19 protein-coding genes are annotated in these 21,099 nt (G+C 60.7%); 14 read left to right on the top strand and 5 right to left on the bottom strand.

Annotated elements, in window-relative coordinates; translation table 11 throughout:
- Positions 1–67 precede the first annotated feature (67 nt).
- The 3 genes from P3T24_RS11270 to P3T24_RS11260 form a co-directional block, all read right to left on the bottom strand.
- Complete coding sequence (locus tag P3T24_RS11270) at positions 68–1,777, bottom strand: FAD-dependent oxidoreductase (protein WP_074266703.1); 1,710 nt, start codon at positions 1,775–1,777, stop codon at positions 68–70.
- An 86-nt stretch (positions 1,778–1,863) separates the two neighbouring features.
- Positions 1,864–2,850, bottom strand: coding sequence for a DedA family protein/thiosulfate sulfurtransferase GlpE (locus P3T24_RS11265; RefSeq protein WP_429405897.1), 987 nt, complete (start codon positions 2,848–2,850; stop codon positions 1,864–1,866).
- A gap of 270 nt (positions 2,851–3,120) precedes the next feature.
- Positions 3,121–3,372, bottom strand: a complete 252-nt coding sequence (locus P3T24_RS11260) for a hypothetical protein (RefSeq protein ID WP_074266701.1) — start codon at positions 3,370–3,372, stop codon at positions 3,121–3,123.
- A 357-nt stretch (positions 3,373–3,729) separates the two neighbouring features.
- Here P3T24_RS11260 and P3T24_RS11255 point away from each other — a divergent pair, with 357 nt between their 5' ends.
- The 4 genes from P3T24_RS11255 (at position 3,730) to P3T24_RS11240 (ending at position 9,212) form a co-directional block, all read left to right on the top strand.
- Positions 3,730–3,918 carry an Ada metal-binding domain-containing protein gene (locus P3T24_RS11255; protein ID WP_429434563.1) on the top strand — a complete coding sequence of 63 codons (189 nt, stop codon included), beginning with the start codon at positions 3,730–3,732 and terminating at the stop codon, positions 3,916–3,918.
- Positions 3,915–4,493 (top strand): methylated-DNA--[protein]-cysteine S-methyltransferase, encoded by a 579-nt coding sequence (locus P3T24_RS11250; protein WP_429434560.1) that lies wholly within the window; start codon positions 3,915–3,917, stop codon positions 4,491–4,493. The genes P3T24_RS11255 and P3T24_RS11250 overlap by 4 nt, the downstream gene beginning before the upstream one ends.
- A 396-nt stretch (positions 4,494–4,889) precedes the next feature.
- Positions 4,890–8,366, top strand: a complete 3,477-nt coding sequence (locus P3T24_RS11245) for an ATP-binding protein (RefSeq protein ID WP_429434557.1) — start codon at positions 4,890–4,892, stop codon at positions 8,364–8,366.
- 192 nt (positions 8,367–8,558) lie between these two features.
- A complete protein-coding gene (locus P3T24_RS11240) occupies positions 8,559–9,212 on the top strand; it encodes a hypothetical protein (protein WP_074266697.1) in 654 nt (217 codons plus the stop codon).
- Positions 9,213–9,258: 46 nt separating this feature from the next.
- Here the strand turns inward: P3T24_RS11240 and P3T24_RS11235 are convergent, their stop codons facing one another.
- On the bottom strand, positions 9,259–9,660 hold the full coding sequence (locus P3T24_RS11235) for a RidA family protein (protein ID WP_074266696.1): 402 nt from the start codon (positions 9,658–9,660) through the stop codon (positions 9,259–9,261).
- Positions 9,661–9,814: 154 nt separating this feature from the next.
- Here P3T24_RS11235 and P3T24_RS11230 point away from each other — a divergent pair, with 154 nt between their 5' ends.
- Both P3T24_RS11230 and P3T24_RS11225 read left to right on the top strand, forming a co-directional pair.
- Positions 9,815–10,420 carry a J domain-containing protein gene (locus P3T24_RS11230; protein WP_429289160.1) on the top strand — a complete coding sequence of 202 codons (606 nt, stop codon included), beginning with the start codon at positions 9,815–9,817 and terminating at the stop codon, positions 10,418–10,420.
- Positions 10,421–10,563: 143 nt separating this feature from the next.
- Positions 10,564–10,902 carry a hypothetical protein gene (locus P3T24_RS11225; RefSeq protein WP_074266694.1) on the top strand — a complete coding sequence of 113 codons (339 nt, stop codon included), beginning with the start codon at positions 10,564–10,566 and terminating at the stop codon, positions 10,900–10,902.
- 149 nt (positions 10,903–11,051) lie between these two features.
- On the opposite strand, the gene phaP is transcribed toward P3T24_RS11225, so the two are convergent.
- Positions 11,052–11,546, bottom strand: coding sequence for a TIGR01841 family phasin (phaP, locus tag P3T24_RS11220; RefSeq protein WP_429289159.1), 495 nt, complete (start codon positions 11,544–11,546; stop codon positions 11,052–11,054).
- Between the two features lie 328 nt (positions 11,547–11,874).
- Between phaP and P3T24_RS11215 the strand changes: the two genes are divergently transcribed.
- The 8 genes from P3T24_RS11215 to P3T24_RS11180 all read left to right on the top strand — a co-directional run bounded on the left by P3T24_RS11215 (position 11,875) and on the right by P3T24_RS11180 (position 21,052).
- The gene (locus tag P3T24_RS11215) at positions 11,875–12,357 is read left to right on the top strand and encodes a hypothetical protein (RefSeq protein ID WP_429434554.1); all 483 of its coding nucleotides are present in this window, start codon (positions 11,875–11,877) and stop codon (positions 12,355–12,357) included.
- Between the two features lie 620 nt (positions 12,358–12,977).
- Positions 12,978–13,235, top strand: coding sequence for a transposase (locus tag P3T24_RS11210; protein WP_429289157.1), 258 nt, complete (start codon positions 12,978–12,980; stop codon positions 13,233–13,235).
- Positions 13,236–13,525: 290 nt separating this feature from the next.
- Positions 13,526–14,398 (top strand): EAL domain-containing protein, encoded by an 873-nt coding sequence (locus tag P3T24_RS11205; protein ID WP_429434551.1) that lies wholly within the window; start codon positions 13,526–13,528, stop codon positions 14,396–14,398.
- Positions 14,399–15,123: 725 nt separating this feature from the next.
- Positions 15,124–16,503: an undecaprenyl-phosphate glucose phosphotransferase gene (locus tag P3T24_RS11200; RefSeq protein WP_429406462.1), complete on the top strand. Its 1,380-nt coding sequence runs from the start codon at positions 15,124–15,126 to the stop codon at positions 16,501–16,503.
- A gap of 36 nt (positions 16,504–16,539) precedes the next feature.
- Positions 16,540–16,977 carry a low molecular weight phosphotyrosine protein phosphatase gene (locus tag P3T24_RS11195; protein ID WP_429405884.1) on the top strand — a complete coding sequence of 146 codons (438 nt, stop codon included), beginning with the start codon at positions 16,540–16,542 and terminating at the stop codon, positions 16,975–16,977.
- Positions 16,968–17,516, top strand: a complete 549-nt coding sequence (locus P3T24_RS11190; protein ID WP_429434548.1) for a hypothetical protein — start codon at positions 16,968–16,970, stop codon at positions 17,514–17,516. Before P3T24_RS11195 ends, P3T24_RS11190 begins: the two co-directional genes overlap by 10 nt.
- A gap of 117 nt (positions 17,517–17,633) precedes the next feature.
- Complete coding sequence (locus P3T24_RS11185; RefSeq protein WP_429405880.1) at positions 17,634–18,815, top strand: polysaccharide biosynthesis/export family protein; 1,182 nt, start codon at positions 17,634–17,636, stop codon at positions 18,813–18,815.
- Positions 18,812–21,052 (top strand): polysaccharide biosynthesis tyrosine autokinase, encoded by a 2,241-nt coding sequence (locus tag P3T24_RS11180; protein ID WP_429434545.1) that lies wholly within the window; start codon positions 18,812–18,814, stop codon positions 21,050–21,052. Before P3T24_RS11185 ends, P3T24_RS11180 begins: the two co-directional genes overlap by 4 nt.
- Positions 21,053–21,099: the final 47 nt, after the last annotated feature.

Below are 21,099 nucleotides of genomic sequence, written 5' to 3'. Positions count from 1 at the left end.
CGTGAGGCTGACCGACGATGCGTCGCCCAGCCGGATAGCCGCTACTTTAGCGCGAAAGCGTCGTGCGTCATGCTCCCAGTGCCACCGCCTCCTCTGCGCTCACCGCCAGCATCTGATGGATCTGCGACACTACAGCCGCCCCTTCACCGACTGCTGCTGCCACGCGTTTGGTCGAGCCGGCGCGTGCATCGCCGATCGCGAATACGCCGTCAACCGTGGTGCCGAGATCGCAGGTGGAGTTCAGGCCTCTTTCACCGGTCAGCACGAAGCCCTTGGGATCGAGCTGCACGCCGCAGGTTTGCAGCCATTCGGTGTTGGGATCCGCGCCGGTGAAGAGGAACAGATGACGTGTGTCGAACCGATCCGTGCCGTCTGGTAACGGCTCCTTCAGCACCACCGATGCGAGGCCGGCCTCATCAGCTTCGAGCTGACCGATCTCTGTGTGAGGATGCACAAACACATTCGGCAGCGAGCGGATCCGGTCGATCAGATAGCGCGACATGGTCGCTTCGAAACCACTGCGCCGAATCAACACGTGCACCTTCGCCGCATGCGTGGCGAGATAGACGATGGCCTGCCCGGCCGAATTGCCGCCGCCCACCAGCACGATTTCCTCGCGCTTGCACAGCTTGGCTTCAACCGGCGACGCCCAGTAGTAGACGCCCTTGCCGTCAAAACGCTCGAGACCTTCGATAGCCGGCCGACGGTACACCGCGCCGCTGGCAATCACGATGGTGCGCGCCTTCACGCTGCCACCGCACTTGAGCTCGAGCCGGTGCGGCGACTCCTCGCAATGCAGGGCTTTGACCCTGACCGGAATGGCGACGTGCGCGCCGAACTTCTGCGCCTGCACAAACGCGCGTCCGGCCAGCGCCTGACCGCTGATGCCGGTCGGGAAGCCGAGATAGTTTTCGATGCGCGAACTGGCGCCCGCCTGGCCGCCCGGCGCGCGGCTGTCGAGCACGATCACCGAGAGGCCTTCCGAAGCCGCATAAACGGCCGTGGCGAGTCCTGCCGGTCCTGCGCCGACGATGGCAACGTCGTAGATCAGTGAAGCGTCGAGTTCGGGCAGCATGCCGAGGCAGGTTGCAAGGTGAGGATCGCTCGGATGACGCAGCACGGTACCGTCCGGGCAGATCACCAGTGGCAGGTCTTCAGGCTTTGCACCGAACTGCTCGATCAGGCCGAGCGCCTCCTCATCACGTTCGTCGAGTACCGAATGCGGATGACCGTTGCGCGACAAGAAGCCCTGCAGCGAGACGAGCCGCGAGTCGTTGCTCTTGCCGATCAGGATCGGGCCGCCAGCGCCCTTTTCGATCAGCGAGACACGCCGCAGGATCAGCGCACGCATGATGCGCTCGCCAAGCTCCGCTTCCGCGACGATCAACGCGCGGAGTTTGATAGGTGGAATCAGCAAGGCATCTACGGGTTCCAATGCCACGCCGCTGACGAGGCAGACGCGTCCCGACAACTGACCCACTTCGGCGAGGAACTGCTTCGGACCACGTTCGGAGACGAGGCGCTCACGGCCGAGGCCATCGCGTTGGAAAAGCTTGACGCGTCCCGTGAGCGTGACAAACATGCCCGGTCCGACACGACCGGTTTCGAACAGCAGTTGACCGGGTTCCCAGTGCTGCACCTCGCCGAATTTGCTCAGCCGCTTGATTTCTTCCCACGTCAGTTCGGGGAACATCTGATGTTCGCGTGTCGCCAACGAAGAGAACGGCGCGTCGGCGACCACAGCTTGTTGTCCTTCGGCTTCTTGAATCTCAACCATCAAACCACTCCTTCTGTCGTTTGATCCAGCATGGGGTACAGCGAGGCAGCGCAGGCGACAGACGAACTGCTGGAGAACCGGACGTGCTACACCGCCGGCGCTACGCCGGGATGCACTTCGTCCATCGGCTCCTCTTCCAGTGGCTCGAGTTGCCGTCCCGCGTCGCGCCACGCGTCGAGACCGCCGCGCAGCGGCAGCACGTCGGCGAAGCCTGCTTCGTTGAGTTGTTTGGCCATCCACGCCGCCGAAATCTCATTCGGGCAGGAACAGTAGATGACGAGTTTCTGGTTCGGCGGATACTTCGCGATGATCTCGTTGAGCTGGCGCTCGTCGGCAAACTGGGTGCCCGGGATCACAAACGGATCCAGCTTGCGCTTCTCGCGCGAACGGATGTCGAACAGCACCGGCGGTTGGCCGGATGCGATCAGGTTGCCCAGCTCATCTATCTCCATGCGCGCGGTAGCCAGTTTGCGGATGAGCTGGCGCCGCCGGATCCACCGGTAGGTGGCGTAAAGCAGCAGCAATGCGGCGATTACCACGCCCGCCATCTTGCCCAGGCGGCCGGCGCCCGCCATCAGCATGTCGATTTGCTGCGCGAACAGGGCGCCTATGATGAGACCCGTTCCAGACCAGAGCGCGGCGCCGATGCTGTCGTAAGTCAGAAAGGTGCGATACGTGGTGCCCATCGCACCGGCCATCGGGATGGAGACGATCGACAGGCCCGGCACGAACTTCGCCACGGCCAGCACGCGCACGCCCCAGCGGCCGAAGAAGCGCTCGGTCTTCTTGACACAGGTGTCGCGCGAGAGAGACAGCTTGCACAGCGTCTTCAATGTGTTGCCGCCGTAAATGCGGCCGGCGAGGTACCACGCGCTGTCGCCGATCAGCGTGGCGAAAATGGCGAGGATCAGCACCGACGCGAGCTGCGTGCCGACGGTGGCCGGATGCATGGCCGCCATCGCGCCGAACAGGACGAGACAGGGCATCGCGGGCACGGGCAACCCTAGCGATGCGGCGAGCACATTAGCGAAGACGAGAGCAGGCCCGTACTGCTCCACGAGGTCATGTAGCATCGGCTTACTTCCGCGACCGTTTCCGGCGGGAAGCGAAGAAGTAACTTAAGGATTATGGACGCATTTCCGAGACGTGCAAGCGTCCGGTAATGTGGGGCGCGGATGAAGCGGGAGAAGCTTTGCCGGGTCAGGCACGGCAGGCGCGGAGCGCGGTTGGGCCGAGGCTCCGGACGGCCGTTTGTTGCTGGTCATTCAACGCTGAATTTCTCAAGCGGGCTGGGCGGTGGGTGAACGGCGTTCGCGTGCACCCGTACCGCTGCCACCTCCGTTTTACGTCCGGTGATTGTGTTGTTCACCCGGCAATTCGGCGCCGTGCGCGCGAATTGCCGCAATCAGTTCCGCCGGCGTGATTTCATAACGCACTTCGCGGTGGATGCCCGGCTTGCGCTCGTCCACTTCGATCAGAAGAATACCCTTGCCGTCTTCTGTCGACTCGAGGCGCAGTGAGCGAAGTTCGCGCGCCGTCGCGTCGTCGAATTCGGTGAGCAGGGCCATTGACCCGGAAGACCCGGTAGTGCGCATCGAAGTTGTCCTCGTTCCGTTGTTTATCAAGCCATTGTACGGGCAGCCTGGTGCACCATGTGCCGCACACCGCCAAACCCATAGCATCCCACAAACTGCCGAAACCCGCGCTGCGCTTTGCTATGCGCGATGCGAGGATGTCGTGTCAGCCAGTTTAACGCGACTCATTGTGTCGCCGGATGCATTTTTCGTGCCCCGCTGCGGTGCAACCGTTCCACCCGATTGTCATGGCCCTGACGCGTAGCCGGGTTAGGGCTTGGTATCGCGAATGAGCGGCGCGCGGCTCCGCCGCCCGTGGGCAGGCACCTGTGCTGTAAACGATCCACCCCGCGCAGCCGTTGACCAGCACGCGAGGCAATGCGCTACATTGATGCTATGAATCTGAACCGTGAAATCTGCTGTAAGCCGACGCCCTCGGGCGCCGCCCCATGCTTTGACGGCGGCTTCTCTCTGGTGGTGGCCTCGGCAGGTATTTATTGCCGCCCGTTGCGTCCCGTGCGATCGTCGGGATTCGCAAATTGCCGTTTCTACGTGAACGCTGCATGAAACACTACTTGACGATTCAGAGCCTGCTCGGCCCGATGTGGCTACGCGCCGAGGACGATGCGCTCACGGGCGTGTACTTCGTCGGCCAAAAGTACTTCCCGCCGGACGCCGTCGACACCGCAAGCGGCACGGCGACCGGTCGCGACGCCGATACATTCACGGGTGTATCTATGGGCAAGCCGCCGCGCGTATTAGCGGAAAGCGCGGAGCAACTCGCCGAATACTTTGCTGGCGAGCGGCAACAGTTCACCGTGCGCCTGCAGATGGCCGGTTCGCCATTCCAACGAAGTGTCTGGAGCGAACTCGTCAAGATTCCGTTTGGCGAGATCGAGAGTTATGGGCGGCTCGCGCAGCGGCTCGGTCTCCCGATCGGCAGTGCACGCGCAGTGGGAGCCGCGAACGGACGCAATCCGGTGTCGATCATCGTGCCGTGCCATCGCGTGATATCGAACGCGGGCGAGCTCACCGGATATGCTGGCGGACTTGAACGCAAAGCGGCTTTGCTCGCGCTCGAGCGGCCGGCATCGAAACTCCCCCGGCAGCTCGAACTGCTGGACGCCGACGACGCCTTCTAACGCAGTGTGGCGTGCACGACGTTCGCGACGTGCGTTGAAGTGCGGCGACCGGCATCTGCCCGGCAACAAAAAATAGCCCGTCCGAAGAGGGACGGGCCGCTAAAACGCCGTTTTACATGGGTCAACCACCCCGCACAACCAGGGCGCTGACGGACCTATGCTGATCCGCGCCGAACCCTTTGTCGAGGTGGGAGTAACGCCGATCTATCAGACTAAACGGTATCCGGCGCTACGGTGCCCGGCGGTTTGTTTCGCTATGCCGACTACACGACGTTTGCCGGATGCGTCGAACGCGCTACACTGCGCCGGATAGTGCGGTATGGCCGCAGACACGGCTGCTTGCAAACGTTATCGCCGGTAGCCCGTCTGTGCGAACGACGCGAACGACGTGACCCGATGCTGAAGACCCTCGACCGTACCCATGCGTCGCTCGCCGAAGCTTTTGCTTCGCTGGCAAAGAACGCACAGCGTCAGCGCTACCACTACCTCGCGGCGGTACTTACGCTGATGGTCATCGTGGCGGTCTCCGCGGCGCTGGCTGCCGTGCTGGCCGCCGGCAAGCAGCTCGACTATCGCCGCGGTCTCATCACCCAATACGTCGCCGAAATCTCGCTGCTGTTGCATGGCGAGGTTTCATTCCTGCGGCGCACCGAACTGACTATCCAGTACTACCAACAGACTGGCGATGTGCGCAGCCTCCCCGCCGGCGTCGAGGCTTCGATCCGGCAAACCGGCGTGGCGCGCGGCGATGCAGGCACGGATGGATCGCACTTCGATCTGCTCGTGTCGCAGGCCGTGCGTGACGCATGGAGCGCGTCGCTCAGCGACAAGCTCTGGCGTCTATATGAAGCGGGTCAGTCCACACTTTCCACGCAGCGGGCCTTCGAGCTGAATCATCGCGCGATGCTGATCGGGCTGACTGACGACTATGCGGTGATCACGCCGTCGGTAGAGGGTCGGGAAGGCGGCCGCGCGCGGCCGCTGCAGCCGTCCGACGTTCCGCTAATCCGCGCCAGGCTCCTGCAACAGCTGCAGGAGCAGACCGGCCGGCGCGTGCCTGCTAGAGACCAGCGCGTATGGGTGGGTCCATATGTGGACACAGAGTTGGGCGTGCCGGTCATGACCGCGCTCAGCGCCTACTACGAGGGCGATACACCCACGATGCTCGTGACCATGAGCATTCCCGTCGATGCGCTCGTGGAGCATCTCTCGCGTCGCTTCCCGAGGGGCACCCTGATGCTGCTGACCGACGATCGGCGCATCGTCGTTTCCTCACGTCCGGTCTCTGTGGAAACCGGGCACATGTTGCAGACGAACGCTGCGCAGATGGCGAACGATACGTATCGCTACACGCTCCACGGCGCGATTCTGCGCGAGCCGCTGCTGTCCGGCTTCGGTCTGGTGATCGCCTATCTTCCCTGGAGCGGGTTGGCGGCGATCCTCGGCTGGCAATTCGCGGCGATCGCGTGTGGCGCGCTGCTTTTGCTGGTCGGCATCGCCTTGACCGCGCATTTTTGGGGACTGCGCCTGCTGCGCACTGCTTACGATGAAGCCACGCGCGCGCTGGAGAACGAGGCCATCAACCATGTTCTCGTGAGCGCCACGCCGATTGGCCTGTGCATCGTCCGGCAACGCGACTATTCGATTCTCAGCGGCAACGCGCTCGCTGCACAATGGCTCCAGCATGAGCCATCTGCGAATACGCTGCCCACGCATATCGTCGCGGCCTTCCGGGCCGCGTTGCCCGCTGCCGACGAGGCGCAGACGGTCGTGTTTGCCGCGCCGCTTCAACCCGACGAAATTGACGGCGCGGGCGCACAGGTTCTGCAGTTCACCTGCGCGCCGGCCCGCTATGCGGGTGAAGACGTGCTGTTCTGCGCCATCCTCGATATCACTTCGCAGCATGCGCTCGAGGCGCAACTGCGCACCGCGCAGCGCGCCACCGAAGCGGCGATGCGCGAGCGGTCCAATTTCTTTGCGTCGATGAGCCATGAGATTCGCACACCGCTGAACGCATTGCTTGGCAACCTGGAGTTGTTCGTGCGCACGCCGGGTCTGGAGGCGCACGAGCAGCGCGTGCGTACGCTTGGCGTCGCGGCCGACGCGCTGCGCCGCATCGTTAACGATATCCTCGACTTTTCAAAGATCGACGCGGGCGAAATGAAGCTGGTCACGGAGTCTTTCCGGCCCATCGACGACTTCGAAAATCTCGCGCTGTCGTATGCGCCGATGGCGCCGGGGCGGCCGATTCGTTTCTACTCCCACCTTTCTCCGACGCTCATCCAGACTTTGCGCGGTGACCGGACCCGCATTGCGCAGATCGTCAACAACCTGTTGAGCAACGCCTTCAAATTCACCTCTGCCGGCAAGATCATGCTCGGCGCCGAGGTGCTGATCGATACGCAGGGCCGCCGCATTCTCAGTTGCCGGGTTTGCGACTCGGGGATCGGTATGGACCCGCCGATGGTGTCGCGTATTTTTCACCCGTTTGTGCAGGGCGAAGCGACGACGTCCAGCCGGTATGGTGGGACGGGACTCGGCTTGTCGATCTGCGCGAGCCTGTGTGAATTGATGGGCGGACATATCTCCGTCGAAAGCGTGAAGGGGGTGGGGAGCGCTTTCAGCATCTCGATTCCCATGGCGGTTCCATCCGACGAAGAGCGTGTCGCGCAGCCCCTGCCTGCGAGTCGCGGCAGCTTGCTGGTGTTGTGTCAGGAGACGGTGTCGGGTCAGCTCATCGGCGAGTGGCTCGGGCTTTGCGGATGGTTCTGCTGCAGTGTTACTTCGGCGCGCTCCGCGCAGGAGTGGTTACAGACTAACCGGCCCGAGGTGCTGGTGGTGACCGGCGAGTATGAACTCGACGTAATCGCAACGTTGCGCGCGGTGCGGCCAGTGAACGCCGTGTGGATCACACGCGGTGGACCTGATCGTCCAACGTGGCGCAGCGAGGGAGTACTCGAAGTGAGCGAGTTCAGTCATACAGCGATTGTCGCGGCGGCGGATCTTGCCGCAACAGGCGCGCAAGACGGCGCAGGGCGCGTCGGCGCTCTACCCGTTGCTCCGGCATCCACTCGGGAAACAATGAAGACCGTTGCGCCTTCAGCAGCTCCCCAGCCCACATTGCTGGGTCTGGTGGTGCTGGTCGCCGAGGATAATCCGCTGAACCAGTCCTTGATTGTCGAACAGTTGCAGACGCTGGGATGCGAGCCGATTCTTGCCGGCGATGGCCGCCAGGCGCTCGCGATACTCGAGCATACGGAAGTTGACGTCGTATTGACCGATATTCACATGCCGGTCATGGACGGTTATGAACTGCTGGTGGCGCTGCGACGGGATCATCCCGGGTTGCCGGTGTTCGCGTTCAGCGCGGTTACCGACACGCAGCAAACTGACGAATGGGATGAGCGCGGCTTCACCGGTTACATTCCCAAGCCCACGTCGCTTGGAGAGCTGGAAGCGGCGCTCGACGTGTTGGGTATGAACGCAGATGAGGCGGTAGAGCCGGCGGTAGCCCGCGAACCGGCGATTGCCTCGGACGCCGCGCCGCAGGTGCCGCTCAAGCCCACGCCCGAGTTCGACGCGCAGACCAAAGCGCGTTATGTCACCATGCTTAAGGAACATCTCGAGACCGATTTGCCCAAGCTGTTGGCCATCGTCGAGAGCCATAACCGCCTGGCGCTGCGCGACTGGGCGCATAGTGCCGCGGGCGGTTTCCTGATCGTGGGCGAACCACAGTTCGCGACGCAATGTCGTGAGCTCCAGGATCTGTGTCGCAAGCAAGACCCGTGGAGCGAGCAGATGGCCAGTCTCGCCCTGGCGTTGCATGAAGGTCTGCGCAGCCACTTCGGCCTCGACGAGGCGTCGCTGCGCTGAAGGGAGCGCCAGGCGGCGCCTTCCCGTGTCACCCATCAAGCTTCTTCGAACCTGAACCTCAAGATTCCTGTGCGCGCGTCGTAAACGAGTTTGCGGGCCGTATGCGTCACGCATGTGGCCTTGTCCCCTGGGTAGATCTACCCGCCTCGGTCCTCTCGCCACGTCTAATAAAACGCCACAGGAACTTGTACGATGAAACGCTTGGTTGTCGCTCTGTTTGCAGGCCTTACCGCCGTCTATGGACCGCTCGCGATGGCGGATGAAGTGTACGGGCAGATCGGCACCGAAGGCGCCGGTATTGGCTACGGTCACCCGCTCGGCTCACTCGCCAACGTGCGGGCTGAAGTCAACGGTGTCAGTTTCTCGCATAGCTTCAACTCAGGCGACCTGCACTACGACGGAACGGCGACGCTCATCCATGCCGGCCTTTATGGCGACTTCTTCCCGATGCCCAGCGTCGTGCCGTTTCGCCTTACCGCCGGCTTGCTGATTGGCGACGATCATGTGAATGCGACCGCAACCAGCCCGTCCGGTACCTACACCATCAATGGCGTCGCCTATTCGACGCTGGGTCAAAGCATTCACGCGAAGGCCACCTACCCGGCCGTGCGTCCGTACCTTGGCATCGGCTTCGGCCATTCGCCGCTCGCCACCAAAGGCTTTTCGATGTTCTTCGACGCGGGCGTTGCCTATGGCAAGCCGCATCTGGACTTCGATGTGCCCGCCGATATCGTGGCCGAAGCGGGTCAGGCGAACGTCGACGCCGAGAAGCAATCGCTGCAGAACACTGTAGACCGTTATCGTTTCTATCCGATCGTGAAGGTCGGCGTGACGTACCGGTTTTAAGGCACGCCTTCGTGCTTTCGTTCGATCTATCGCGCCGCGGCCGTCTTTAACCAGGCCGTCGCGCGATGAAGTCGATTTCCACGAGTGCATCGCGCGCCAGGCCTGTGACGCCGATACAGGTTCGTGCGGGCAGGGCGCCGGGCGGAAAGTACGCCCGGTATGCGTCGTTCATCGCCGCGTAGTCACGCTTGAATTCCGTCAGGAAAATGCGTGCGTTCAGCACGTGTTCGAGTCCCAGTCCAAGGCCTTTCAGCACAATCTTCAGATTGTCCATCACGCGCTGTGTCTGCGCGACGACCCCCTCGGGTAGCGGGGCTGCGTCGTCGGTGGGTGAAGTGGGCATCTGTCCCGTCACGAATACCCATCCATCAGATTCGGCTGCGTGTGAAAACGGGGCCACGGGTGTCGGCGCGTCCGGGATCATCCAGAAGGTGGGGCCTTGCGTCATGCTGTTTCTCCGCTCAGATCATTGATGATGAAATAGCCGGACTTGCCGGCGAGGTCGAAAGTAACTCGCCAAAAACGGGCCCGTGCAATGTCACGCGGAAGGCATTTTGCGCATGCTACGATGGGTCGCGATGTGACGGAGGGTTGGGCGAGCAATGGCAACACTATACGAGAAGCTCGGCGTTCAGCCGAGCGCGACTGAAGACGAGATCAAGCGCGCCTACCGGAAGGCAGCCATGCGCTGGCATCCGGATCGCAACGCCGGTTCCGAAGAGACGGCACGCGCGGCGTTTCTGGATATCAAGGACGCGTACAACATTCTGTCCGATCCAGCGCAACGCAAAATCTACGACGACGTCTTCGCCCAGAAGATGCGTTCATGGGAAGCCCGCGTTCAGCGCATGGAGCGGGAACGCGCCGAGCGGGAAGAAGCGGCTCGCGCAGCCGAACAGGCGGCGTACGCGAAGTTGTTGGCGCTCGCGATGCGTTTTGCGGACGAAGGCTACAACCGCGATGTGGTGTTCGGCGTGCTGCTCGGGCAGCAGTGCGAGGCCAGCCGCGCTGGCCAGATTGCAGACAGCGTGCTGGCGCTGCATGCGTCACGTCAGCAAAAAAACGTGTCCCCCGGACCGGTGACTAATAACGACAAGTCGGCCCAGGCTGCGGACCACGCCTCGGCACGGAGTGACAGTGCCACGGCCACGAGCGGGAGTACGCTCGGCGGGCTGTGGTTTCAATTCCTGAACGGCCTGCGCTTCTGAGTCGCGCACAGTTTAGTTTGTCGCCCGCTTCAAAAAGAGCGCTGCCGTTGCGCTCCGATTGCTTATAGTAGAAGTGTGCCGGGTCGACAGAAGAAACGGGTCTGCCGTTTCCTGACTCGCACATTTGACGGGGGAACGGTGCGATGACAACAGCAACCGGTTCAGCCTACACGATGCGAACAAGCACACCCGCGTCGTTGCGGGAGCTTGCCAACTACCTCGAACTGGCGCTCGATGCCGGTCAATCCGTGGTCGTGATGCGCTATGGCGAGGGTCATCGCTCGGTGTACATCGGCGACCCGGCCAACTCGCTGGATGCGTTATCGAGCAGCGACGCGGTCGCGGCCCACCTCGCGGATGAGATGCTTGCTTTGACCGAACCGGGATTGAACCGGATCACCGCTGATGGCCAGGTTTATCGCTTCACGCGGACGCACCGCTATATCGAGGACCGGCAGGCCGTGATCTTTGCGCCGGCATGAGCGGGCTGCCGCGACTTCATCGTCAATCTCACGCCAACCGCTCCAGCACGCTCGCACAATAAAAAAAGCGAACCGAAGTTCGCTTTTTGCAACGGTTCGCCGCCCGTGGGCAGCGACCGAAACATTTCGTTTGCGTCTGACGCTTTGCTTTATGCGCCGGCCGAAACGGTTGCCACGAATTGCTTGGCAGCCTTGCTAGCCGATTCGTACGTAGCGTTGGCAGCCGAAAATGCCGAGTTCCATGCTGCTACCGCGCCTTCGCTGCCGGCCGGTGCATTTTTTGCCAGGCTTTCGATAAAGCCTTGTGCGTCTTTCTGGGCTTTCTGAAACTGTGCAGTAGCGGCGCTCGAGAATTCGGCTTGGGCGCCCGACAGGATTTCATGCACATGGCGGCCGTATGCAGCTGCCTTTTCCGATGCCGGTTGCGACAGGCTGGCCGACAGCGCGACCAGTTCGCTCGGATCTTTCACCGAGAGAGCCTTGGCTGCGATTTCCTGCGTTTCGGCGAGCGATGCTTTGCCGACTTGCAGATTCAGTGCGACCAGCTTCTCGAAGCTTGCGAACGCCAGGTTCGTGAAGCCGAAAAACGATTGCAGGCTGGCTTGCTGTGCGGCGATCAATTGTTGGGGGGTAAGCGTGCTCATCACTGCTCCAAAGGGTAAGGCGGCGAGTGCGAGACGGCTCTAAGTGAACAAAATCCGCGCGCCGCAAGGGCTGAAAGTGGTTTGTTGCAGTGCAACAAAAACTCATTGTACGGGGTAATTTTGGGAAGTCAATCAATTTCGAGAGAAGGGGAGGCAAGGCTGTGCAGCCGCCATGGCGGGTTGCGGATTGGTTGAAACTGGCGTGAAATGCCCATGCGGCCGGCGTGCAGCAGACGCGAGGCGGATGTGACGGTAGCCGTCGCCGGGGCGCCCGTGGCATAGTGCGACCCATTCACAAGCGACTGCGTACAGGAGTAAAGCGAAGCCGATGACCAGCCCCCTCGATTCTTACCAGCAGGACCAGGTCGTCCTGCTGGACGACGTGCCTAGCCCCGCCGCCGATACCCCGGAACCGTTTGTCGTCGCAAATGAACGACGTGTGGTGATTGCCTATCGGATTGCCGCGACGGATTTCGAGCGCTTCGGTCCGTTCGATGAAGATGACGATCCGTTCTGCGCGGTGGAGTTTTCGGCGGCGGCGTTTCATCAGTTCGGGCCACCCAACGACGAAGGGCTGTACGCTCATCCGTTGTCCGCGCAGGGCCTACGCGGCTATTGCGCGCATGAAATCGTGAACTCGTCGCTGGTGGCCGATTCGTGGGGGCCGGCGGCCGCGCAAGAAGGCTATCGGCACTACGTCCTGACGTTCCAGGACAGCACGTATGAATGCGTGGCGGCGGACTGCACGGTGGTGGGAATCTACGGCAATGGCGACATTGCCGCCCGTGAAGCGTTTTCGTTATGTAAATGAGTCTCCTCAACGTGGCCCGCGGGTGGTTATCGTGGGCCAACGCGTCTTGGCATTGGGCGTTGCGTCGCTGCAATGCAACTCCTCCTGACCCATTCTCTAAAAGATTCGTATAATTTACTTCTTTGTGACATTTCACGGTAAAAAATACCCATTCCCCATTTGAAGGCTGTGAGTTAACGAATCGAACCGGTTCGCCGGATTACCTGCGCACCATCACGACGGTTCGTCTGGCAGTGGGCTTTCCGACGAGCCGCGACTCGAAGTCGAACACCGCTTTCGCGCAGAGAGGGCGACACGACGGTTCGCTTGCTAAAGTCAAAGATACACCGCGCGCGTGAGCTCATGCCATTGAAAAAAATATGTAGTGCGAAGGATTAAATCAGGCGAGGTCGGAGTCTGTCCCAATGCACCTGCGCGAGGAAGCCAGCACGAAAACGTTTCACTATCTGGCTCGCCTTCGAGCGTGGCGAGATCTCGTAAGCAAAGAAAGCTTCTTGACCCCAGCACGCGGGTCGATATTCGATTTTTACTGGCTTTAGAAATCTGGCTGCGATATCTATAGGAAAGGTCAGTCTGCGTTATCCCCTAGCCATTCGTAGAATCCCGTGATTGAAATTCCTTTGTCCGATGACGACTGGATGCACGTCGAGCATCTATTTCGTGAATCCCCGTCGCCACGTGGGAGACCGCGTCGCGCTGCGCGCGATATTTTGAATGCCATTCTCTGGATTCAACAAACCGGAGAAAAGTGGCATCGGTTGCCGGCGAACTTTCCGCCGCAACAGACCTGCTACGCGAAGTACATCGCGTGGCGCCGCTCAGGTGAATTGCAGCGCGCCGTTGAGCTTCTGTGCAAGCGGCAGCGCGGCTGCGGCTGATTCTCCCGAGATATTTCTGCTCGATCCAGCGGCCTTCCGACGGCTAGCGCCGCGTGTACGTGTTCGCGCCGCCTGGCCGTAACACCGTAACGTGGCCGACGTAACAACACGGCCATGACAGCCTCTCCCTGAGCTTTATGTGCACTCGATGCCACGTCGAGCTCGCAAGGTAAAGCCATGTTTTGCAAAGGCTTTGCCGAGCCTTGATCGGTTCTCCATTCGCTTCGACCTGGCGTTGGCACGCAATGTGCAATCGGTCGTCTGGTTAGCATTCTTAGCGATCACGCGTCATGCACCTTGTTCAAATCAACGATCCGTCTGCGCATCGGCGCCCTTCCGTCTATGCGACCGGCGTCACGGGGCAACAGAAAAATCAGATGAACGACGTACACGTACACGATGGTCTGGCGAAGCGCATCTCGCAGGGACTGCGCGCCGACGAGTTTTACTTGATGTTTCGCGGCGCCTACCAGGTCGGCACCGGACAGCTGTCGCATGTCGAGGCGCAAGTGCGATGGATGCATCCGGATTATGGGCTGCTGCTCCCTGGCGTATTCATGCCGCAGCTCGAGCAGTCCGACGTCGCGTATGAGATGAGTTGCTTCATGATTGCGCGCGCTTGTCGTGAGCTTGGTGTCTGCCTTAGCCAGGGACTGACGCCTTGCCCGGTTTCGATTGACGTCCAGGCGTCGGCGGCAGTGCATGAGCGCTTTGCGGAGGACATCCGCGACATCGCGCTGTTCTATGACGTCGCACCGAATCTGCTTGAGCTCGAATTCCCGGAAAGTGAGGACGCGGCCCGTGTCCTTTCGATTCGGGCGCTCACGGCGGACCTCAGGGATCTGGGAGTGGGGATCTCGTATGGCGACTTTGGCGCGGGACGGGCATCACTGGCGAGCCTGGGTGCGCTCGATATCGACACCGTGAAGCTGGCGCGAGAGCTGGTGGCAACGGTGCCGAACGACACGCGTTCGTGCAAGGTCGTTGAAGGCCTGCTAGCGCTGCTGGAGTCGCTGGATATACGCGTGGTAGTGGACGGTGTCGAGACTGAAGAGCAGGCGCGCTGGCTGCGTCAATGGCCTCGTATTATGGCTCGGGGTGCCCATTGGCCGAGGCCGGTGCGGGCGCTGTCTGAGTTGATGCCGCCGGTCTCTTCACTTTAGAGAATGGATTCGCCACACGGGTCGTTACGTGCCGCGTTACGTAACGGTGACGTTGCTGCACGGCGCGCAATGGTTGATTGGGTTGACGAGCTTTTCGAAACATGGGCGCCAAGCCCCGTCTGACGTACGTCGGTGGTAAGCCCTAGCGACAACGTACCGCGAAATACTCGTTGGCATAGTTGCTGCTTTAAGGATGGCGCAGCGCACAAAGTGATAGACAAAAATAGTAAGGGTGTCATTGAGTATCAGTTTCAAACGACCGACCAGGTCCGGGGGTAAACCGGTCGGTTTTCAAGCATGCGGTGTGGTTCCGGCGTTCGTTCGGATCGTGCCGTTCCAGTGCAACCGGCGAGGTAGCCCGGTGAGGCTGGCTTCCCCTTGGGCATAGAGACGTGAAGGTTTGATGCCGGACGCAGTCGGCAAGCTGTGACTGTGTGCTACGAAGCGGAATGTCCTAAGGCGCGCGTTTAACGCGTGCAGGGAAAGTATTGCCTTGCGAAAGATGGGCTGATGTGGGGTTATCGATCGATCCGGGGGGATCGCAAACCCACTAATAGAGGATAACTAACCATGCATGGACAGATGCAACATGAACAGAATGCCGCACGCCGGATCTATCCCGCGTTCTGTAACGCGTGCCTGATGCTATCCGCAAACGTCAAGGTGATCCTGAGGGCCGAGCAAAAATGATGAACGTAGCAACCCTCGCACAAGAAACGCGAAAGATGCACGGGCTTCAGGGCCTCGTTGCACGTGCGCTGGATATCGCGCTGATCGTTGGCGGAGCGATAACAGCAGCGCAGATTCGCTATGACGATCTGTTGCAGCATCACACGGATGCCGCTTTCGTCGCGTTTGCTACCGCGCTGGCGATCTCCCTGTTTCCCGTCTTTGGTATCTACCAGTCGTGGCGTGGGCGCTCCATGCTGCGCCTCGCCGGCCAGATCTCACTCGCGTGGGTGGTCGTCCAGGCGTGCGCGTTGGTACTGATGTTTTCATTGCACCGAACCGATCTGATCTCACGTTTGTGGTTCGCTTACTGGACGGGTTTGACCGGTGGCGCGTTGATCGTCTCGCGGCTGACGGTGCACGCCGCGCTGGGGCGCGTTCGCCAGGCCGGTCTGAACCTGCGCAGGGTCGCGGTCGTCGGGCAGGGGGCGCATTGCCAACGCATGGTGCGCAATATCGAAGCTGCCCCAGCAAGTGGCTTCCGCGCTTCCGCCGCCTACGACATTTTCCCCGAAACCGGTCTTGCCAGCCTTGGCATGCCCGTGTTCGACGATCTGGCGAAATTCGCGCGCCATGTTCGCTCTGAGGGCGTGCAGGAACTGTGGCTGACGCTCCCGCTGTCGGAGGAACGCACGATTTTGCAGGTCGTGCAGGAGTTCCGCGACGATCTCGTGAACATCCGCTTCATGCCTGACGTCAGCGGTCTCGCCTTGTTCGATAGCGGGATGATCGATCTCATCGGCGTGCCCGCGATCAACCTCGTTGCGTCGCCGTTGTCGTCGCACGCGCTTGGCAAGAAGGAGATCTTCGATCGCGTCTTCGCGGCCACCGCACTGTTCGCCCTCGCGCCTCTGCTGATTGGTATCGCCGCGGCGGTCAAGTTTTCGTCACCAGGGCCGGTGATCTTCCGGCAACGGCGCAAGGGCGCCGACGGAAAGGTCTTCCAGATCTACAAGTTCCGGACGATGCACGTGCACAGCGAAGAACAGGGTGTCGTCAGTCAGGCCAGCCGCGGTGATTCGCGCATCACCAGGGTCGGCGCCTTTTTGCGGCGTACCAGTCTCGACGAGTTGCCACAGTTCTTCAACGTGCTAAGCGGCGATATGTCGGTAGTCGGGCCGCGGCCGCACGCGATCGAACACGACGAGCTCTATCGGAAAGTCGTGAGTGGCTACATGCATCGCTATCGGGTCAAGCCCGGCATTACAGGGTGGGCGCAAGTCAACGGCTTTCGCGGCGAAACGGACCGGATCGAGAAGATGCAAGGCCGTGTCGAGCATGACTTGTATTACTTGCGTAACTGGTCGTTCGCGCTGGATATGCGGATTGTTGCGGCGACTATCTGGCGCGGGTTCCGTCACACGAACGCGTATTGATTGTGACGCTCGCCCTATGGACAGGAAGTGCTAGTCATGTTCGATTCGATCCTGGTGGTATGCGAGGCCAACATGTGCCGTAGCCCCATGGCGCAAGCCATTCTCGCGAGGAGACTGCGGGGTGCGACGGTTGTCTCGGCCGGCACCCGGGCGATACCGGGCCGCACGATCGATGGGTTCACGTCGAAATTGATGGCGGCCCGCGGTTACGACCTGCGGGGCCATGTGGCGAATCTGATTGGCTTGCCGCAGGTACGAGCAGCGCAACTCATCCTGACCATGACCACGATGCAGCGCACGACGGTAGAGCGCGCATACCCGTTCGCACGAGGCAAGGTGTACAGGCTGGGCGAGCACGACGATCAGGATGTTCTAGACCCGTATCTCGGTTCCATCGAGACATATGAGACGTGTTTCGCACAGATCGAGAGTGGCGTTACGAACTGGATTCAGAGGATACCGAAATGTGGCTAAACCGACTCGAGAAAACCGGTTTGATACACGATGGGTTGAGCGCATTGGCGATATGTGTGTTCGCTGCCGCGATGCCGTCAACGGCACGAGCCCAGTTGCTCGCGCCTGCGACTACGCATCCCGCCAGCAACGCCTCTTCTACGGCAGTCCAGCGAAGCAGCATGGGGAATAGCCGAAGCGCGACTGATCCGCAAGTGCCGTTAGCGGAGCAAGCGCTTCTAGGTGGACCGAACGATGACGACGGCGACTACCTCGACCGTTTAGGCGGCCCGATCGATGCATCGTCGGAACAGTCGGGTGCGAAGGGTCTGGAGCCACCCACGCCGACCGAAGCGTTGATTTCCGATGCGGACGACGGCACGACGAAAACCGGAACCGGTAACGCGAGTGAATCAGACAAGCGGCCATCTGCGCTGGGGCGTCGGAGCACTACAAGCAGCGCTTATGCAATGCCGGAAACGTCGCCAGCCCGTGGCCTGATCGCATCGCCAGGAGTTTTACCGTTCGACGGGGCATCGGTTTACCCGTCTCCATGGTAGGTCGTCGGTGTGGTCAATGGGTTTGCTAATGAAATACAACGAGGGAAACGCCAAGAACAAACAGACACCCGGCCAGCCTGCCAGGTGAACGAAACAGTTAGCTTCAGGATAGATCTAATGAGACCCAAGCAAAAAACAAAAATGGATGTATCGAGGGCAACGCGATGGCAATGGAGTGTTCGTGCGGCATCGATTGTGGGGTTGGTGGCGGGGCTGGCGGCCTGTGCGGTCGCGCCCGGCATGCGGATGTCGCCGAACCCGACTCTGCCGGTTTCGGCTGCGACCGCGGACCATGCAGCGGTGAAGCTCCCCGTGCCGGTACGCGAGATCGACGTCTCGCTTGTGCAGCAACTTCACGATGCACCTGCCACACCACTGGAGTCGGATCTGTCATCGCTGCTGAGCGACACGGCGCAGCCTTACGTGATTGGACCCGGCGACGTTCTGCAGATTACCGTGTGGGATCACCCCGAACTCGACGCTGCCGGTACTGCCGGTGGCCTCAATAGCACGCCGGCGCGCCCTGCCGATCCGGCTGCGGGCTTCGTGGTGAATAGTGCCGGAGAGGTGCAGTTTCCCTACATCGGCAGGCTGAAAGTGAGTGGCGAAACCACGGATGAAGCTCAAAGCGCTATCACAAGAGCGCTTACCTACTTCAAGAATCCTCAGGTCACTGTGCGGATTGCGTCGTTCCGTAGCAAACAGGTTTACGTCGAGGGTGAGGTCCATACGCCAGGAATCCAGCCGATCAACGACGTGCCTATGACGCTTTACGAAGCCGTCAATCGCGCCGGTGGATTTGAACCTTCGGCCGATGAGAGCCGTCTTGTGCTGGTCCGCGGCGGAAAGTCGTATCAGGTCGACCTTACCGCGATGCGCGACCAGAAAATCAGCGGCTCCCAGATCGTGCTGAGGAATGGCGACGTGTTGCGTGTGACTTCCCGTGACCAGAACGGCGCATACGTGATGGGGGAAGTGAACAAACCGACGTTTGCGACGCCACTACGCGACGGCACCTTGACGCTAAGCGACGCACTGACGCAGGCGGGTAGCCTGAACAATAACAGTGCAGACGCCGGACAGATTTTTGTCATTCGTGGTTCGAAGTCGACGACTCCGCAGATCTATCACCTGGATGCGGCCTCACCGATCGCAATGGTGCTGGCCAACCAGTTCGAGTTGCTCCCGAACGATGTGGTCTACATAGATGGAAACGGTCTGGTACGGCTTAGCCGCGTGCTTAGCTTGCTGTTGCCCGCTATCAATGCTGGTTTAACTGGAGCGGTCGTCGCGCGATGAATAACCTATACCACCCCGAACAAAACCTCCTCCCGTCCGGGGGATTATCCAGTCATCGCGGCCGCGATGATCTCCTGAGTGCCGACGAGCCGCCGCTTTCCGAATACGTCTCAGTGGTGCTGCAGAACTGGAAGCTGATCGCGATCATCGCACTGGTCATCCTTATGCTGGGGATGAGCTACGCGATCTTCGGCACGCCCGTCTATCGCGCGGACGCGATGATCCAGGTAGAAGATGGGACGGCCGACGCGAAGGCGCCGCTGGGTGAACTGGCGTCGCTGTTCGACACGACCGCGAGTACCGCAGCCGAAATCGAACTGGTCGGGTCGCGACTCGTCGTGCAAAAGACTATGCGCGACCTGCATCTCGACATCGACGCCAGGCCGGACTACTTTCCTCTGCTAGGCGCGTTTATCGCACGGCATGTCAAACCCGGTAAATTGGCTGCGCCATGGCTAGGCATGAACCGGTTTTCCTGGGGTGGTGAGGACATCGATGTAAGCCGGTTCGATTTTCCGTACGACACTGCTTTTACGCTGATTGCAGGTGCGGGGCATACGTTTGAAGTACGGGATAACAATGACGATGTGATTGCTCGTTGTGTCGTCGGCCAGGCTTGCAACGGGAAAGTCGACGACGAGCCGGTGACGATACGCGTCGAGCGTCTGGTCGCCAATACCGGAGCACACTTCGCGCTCAAGCATTTCCGCGAGCTCGAGACGATTGATCGTCTGCAGGACCAACTCGACATTGAAGAAAAGACTAAGCAATCGGGTGTGATCAGTGTGACGCTCGATGGTCTGGACAAAAGCAAGATCACCCGGATCGTCAACAGCATCGGGATGAACTATGTAGAACAGAACGTCAAACGAAAGCGTGATGAGGCGCAGTCGACTCTCGACTTTCTGTCCAAACAGTTGCCTACGCTGAAGGCCAGGCTCGAGAGCTCCGAGAACGCATACAACGCATTTCGCAATCGCAAGGGAACCGTCGATCTGAGCGAAGAAAGCAAATTGTTGCTGGGGCAGCTCGTCGACCTGAAGTCCAGGCAGATAGATCTTGAGCAGAAGCGCAGCGAAATGCAGCAGCGCTTCGCTGATGATCATCCTGCTGTCGTTGCGCTTACCGACAACATCGCTGCGCTCGCCGGTGAGCAGAAGAGTCTTTCTGATCGGGTGGGAGCGCTACCTAACACCGAGCAGGAAGCGCTGCGGCTGTTGCGCGACGTGCGGGTGGATACGGAGCTGTACACCAACCTGCTCGACAGTTCACAGCAGCTGGCAGTGGTAGAGGCGGGGCAACTCGGCAATGTACGCGTCGTAGACTGGGCGATGCGGCCCGACGATCCCGTTAAGCCGCGCAAGCTGATTGTGCTGGGCATTTCGTTGGTACTCGGCATTGTTGTCGGCGTAGCGGTTCCCTTTGTTCGGCGCGCACTGCAGGTTCACATTGAAAATGCGGAGCAGATCGAGCAGATTCTCGGCACACCGGTGTACTCGGTGATTCCGCACAGCGAACGGCAAAACGCGATCGAGCGTCAGATTCGCAAAGGACGTGCCGGACAACTGCTGCTCGCCCGGACCGCTCAGGATGACGTAGCGATCGAAGCAATTCGTAGTTTGCAAACGGCGTTGTATTTCGGCGCGTTCGACGCAGTCAATAACATCATCCTCGTCACCGGGTCGCGTCCAAACGTCGGTAAGTCATTTTTGGCCGCGAATCTGGCGGCGGTCATGGCTGCTGGCGGGAAGCGGGTCTTGCTGGTCGATGCTGACCTGCGGCGCGGAAATATCCACACCTACTTCGGCACGGGTTTGGTTCCTGGGTTTGCCGACGCCCTCGCAAGCGACGCGGCGGATCCACTGATCCAGCACAAAGTGCTCCCCGGTCTCGACTTTCTGCCGCGCGGCGCGGCACCTGCCAATCCGGCTGAACTGTTGATGGGCGCGCGGCTGAAGATGCTGCTGGATCGACTCTCAGAGCAATACGACGTCGTGGTGGTCGACACGCCACCCGTGCTTGCTGTCACCGATGCTATGTTGATTGCCCGCCATGTCGGTACAACGCTGCTGGCCGTACGCCACGGCCAGCAGACAGTCAACGAGATTAGCGAGGCGGCAAGGCGCATCCGCAATGCAGATATCGTGGTTCGCGGCGTCGTGCTGACCGATGTTCCGCAGAGCCGTCTCGGGTATGGCAGTTACAGCACGGGTTACTACGCGTATGAAAGCCGCTAGCTATCGCACGGGACACCCACTCGTTCTGTCGCGTTCGAGTGTCCCGA

This window comes from Paraburkholderia sp. GAS33, from assembly GCF_050436645.1.
Lineage (GTDB): Bacteria > Pseudomonadota > Gammaproteobacteria > Burkholderiales > Burkholderiaceae > Paraburkholderia > Paraburkholderia phenazinium_B.
This window is presented reverse-complemented; position numbering and strand designations above follow the sequence as displayed.

Excerpts from the sequence above, each read along its gene's own strand:
- P3T24_RS11270 (WP_074266703.1), bottom strand. The coding sequence starts at position 1,777 with ATGGTTGAGATTCAAGAAGCCGAAGGACAACAAGCTGTGGTCGCCGAC.
- P3T24_RS11265 (WP_429405897.1), bottom strand. The coding sequence starts at position 2,850 with ATGCTACATGACCTCGTGGAGCAGTACGGGCCTGCTCTCGTCTTCGCT.
- P3T24_RS11260 (WP_074266701.1), bottom strand. The coding sequence starts at position 3,372 with ATGCGCACTACCGGGTCTTCCGGGTCAATGGCCCTGCTCACCGAATTC.
- P3T24_RS11255 (WP_429434563.1), top strand. The coding sequence starts at position 3,730 with ATGCGCTACATTGATGCTATGAATCTGAACCGTGAAATCTGCTGTAAG.
- P3T24_RS11250 (WP_429434560.1), top strand. The coding sequence starts at position 3,915 with ATGAAACACTACTTGACGATTCAGAGCCTGCTCGGCCCGATGTGGCTA.
- P3T24_RS11245 (WP_429434557.1), top strand. The coding sequence starts at position 4,890 with ATGCTGAAGACCCTCGACCGTACCCATGCGTCGCTCGCCGAAGCTTTT.
- P3T24_RS11240 (WP_074266697.1), top strand. The coding sequence starts at position 8,559 with ATGAAACGCTTGGTTGTCGCTCTGTTTGCAGGCCTTACCGCCGTCTAT.
- P3T24_RS11235 (WP_074266696.1), bottom strand. The coding sequence starts at position 9,660 with ATGACGCAAGGCCCCACCTTCTGGATGATCCCGGACGCGCCGACACCC.
- P3T24_RS11230 (WP_429289160.1), top strand. The coding sequence starts at position 9,815 with ATGGCAACACTATACGAGAAGCTCGGCGTTCAGCCGAGCGCGACTGAA.
- P3T24_RS11225 (WP_074266694.1), top strand. The coding sequence starts at position 10,564 with ATGACAACAGCAACCGGTTCAGCCTACACGATGCGAACAAGCACACCC.
- phaP (WP_429289159.1), bottom strand. The coding sequence starts at position 11,546 with ATGAGCACGCTTACCCCCCAACAATTGATCGCCGCACAGCAAGCCAGC.
- P3T24_RS11215 (WP_429434554.1), top strand. The coding sequence starts at position 11,875 with ATGACCAGCCCCCTCGATTCTTACCAGCAGGACCAGGTCGTCCTGCTG.
- P3T24_RS11205 (WP_429434551.1), top strand. The coding sequence starts at position 13,526 with ATGCACCTTGTTCAAATCAACGATCCGTCTGCGCATCGGCGCCCTTCC.
- P3T24_RS11200 (WP_429406462.1), top strand. The coding sequence starts at position 15,124 with ATGCACGGGCTTCAGGGCCTCGTTGCACGTGCGCTGGATATCGCGCTG.
- P3T24_RS11195 (WP_429405884.1), top strand. The coding sequence starts at position 16,540 with ATGTTCGATTCGATCCTGGTGGTATGCGAGGCCAACATGTGCCGTAGC.
- P3T24_RS11190 (WP_429434548.1), top strand. The coding sequence starts at position 16,968 with ATGTGGCTAAACCGACTCGAGAAAACCGGTTTGATACACGATGGGTTG.
- P3T24_RS11185 (WP_429405880.1), top strand. The coding sequence starts at position 17,634 with ATGAGACCCAAGCAAAAAACAAAAATGGATGTATCGAGGGCAACGCGA.
- P3T24_RS11180 (WP_429434545.1), top strand. The coding sequence starts at position 18,812 with ATGAATAACCTATACCACCCCGAACAAAACCTCCTCCCGTCCGGGGGA.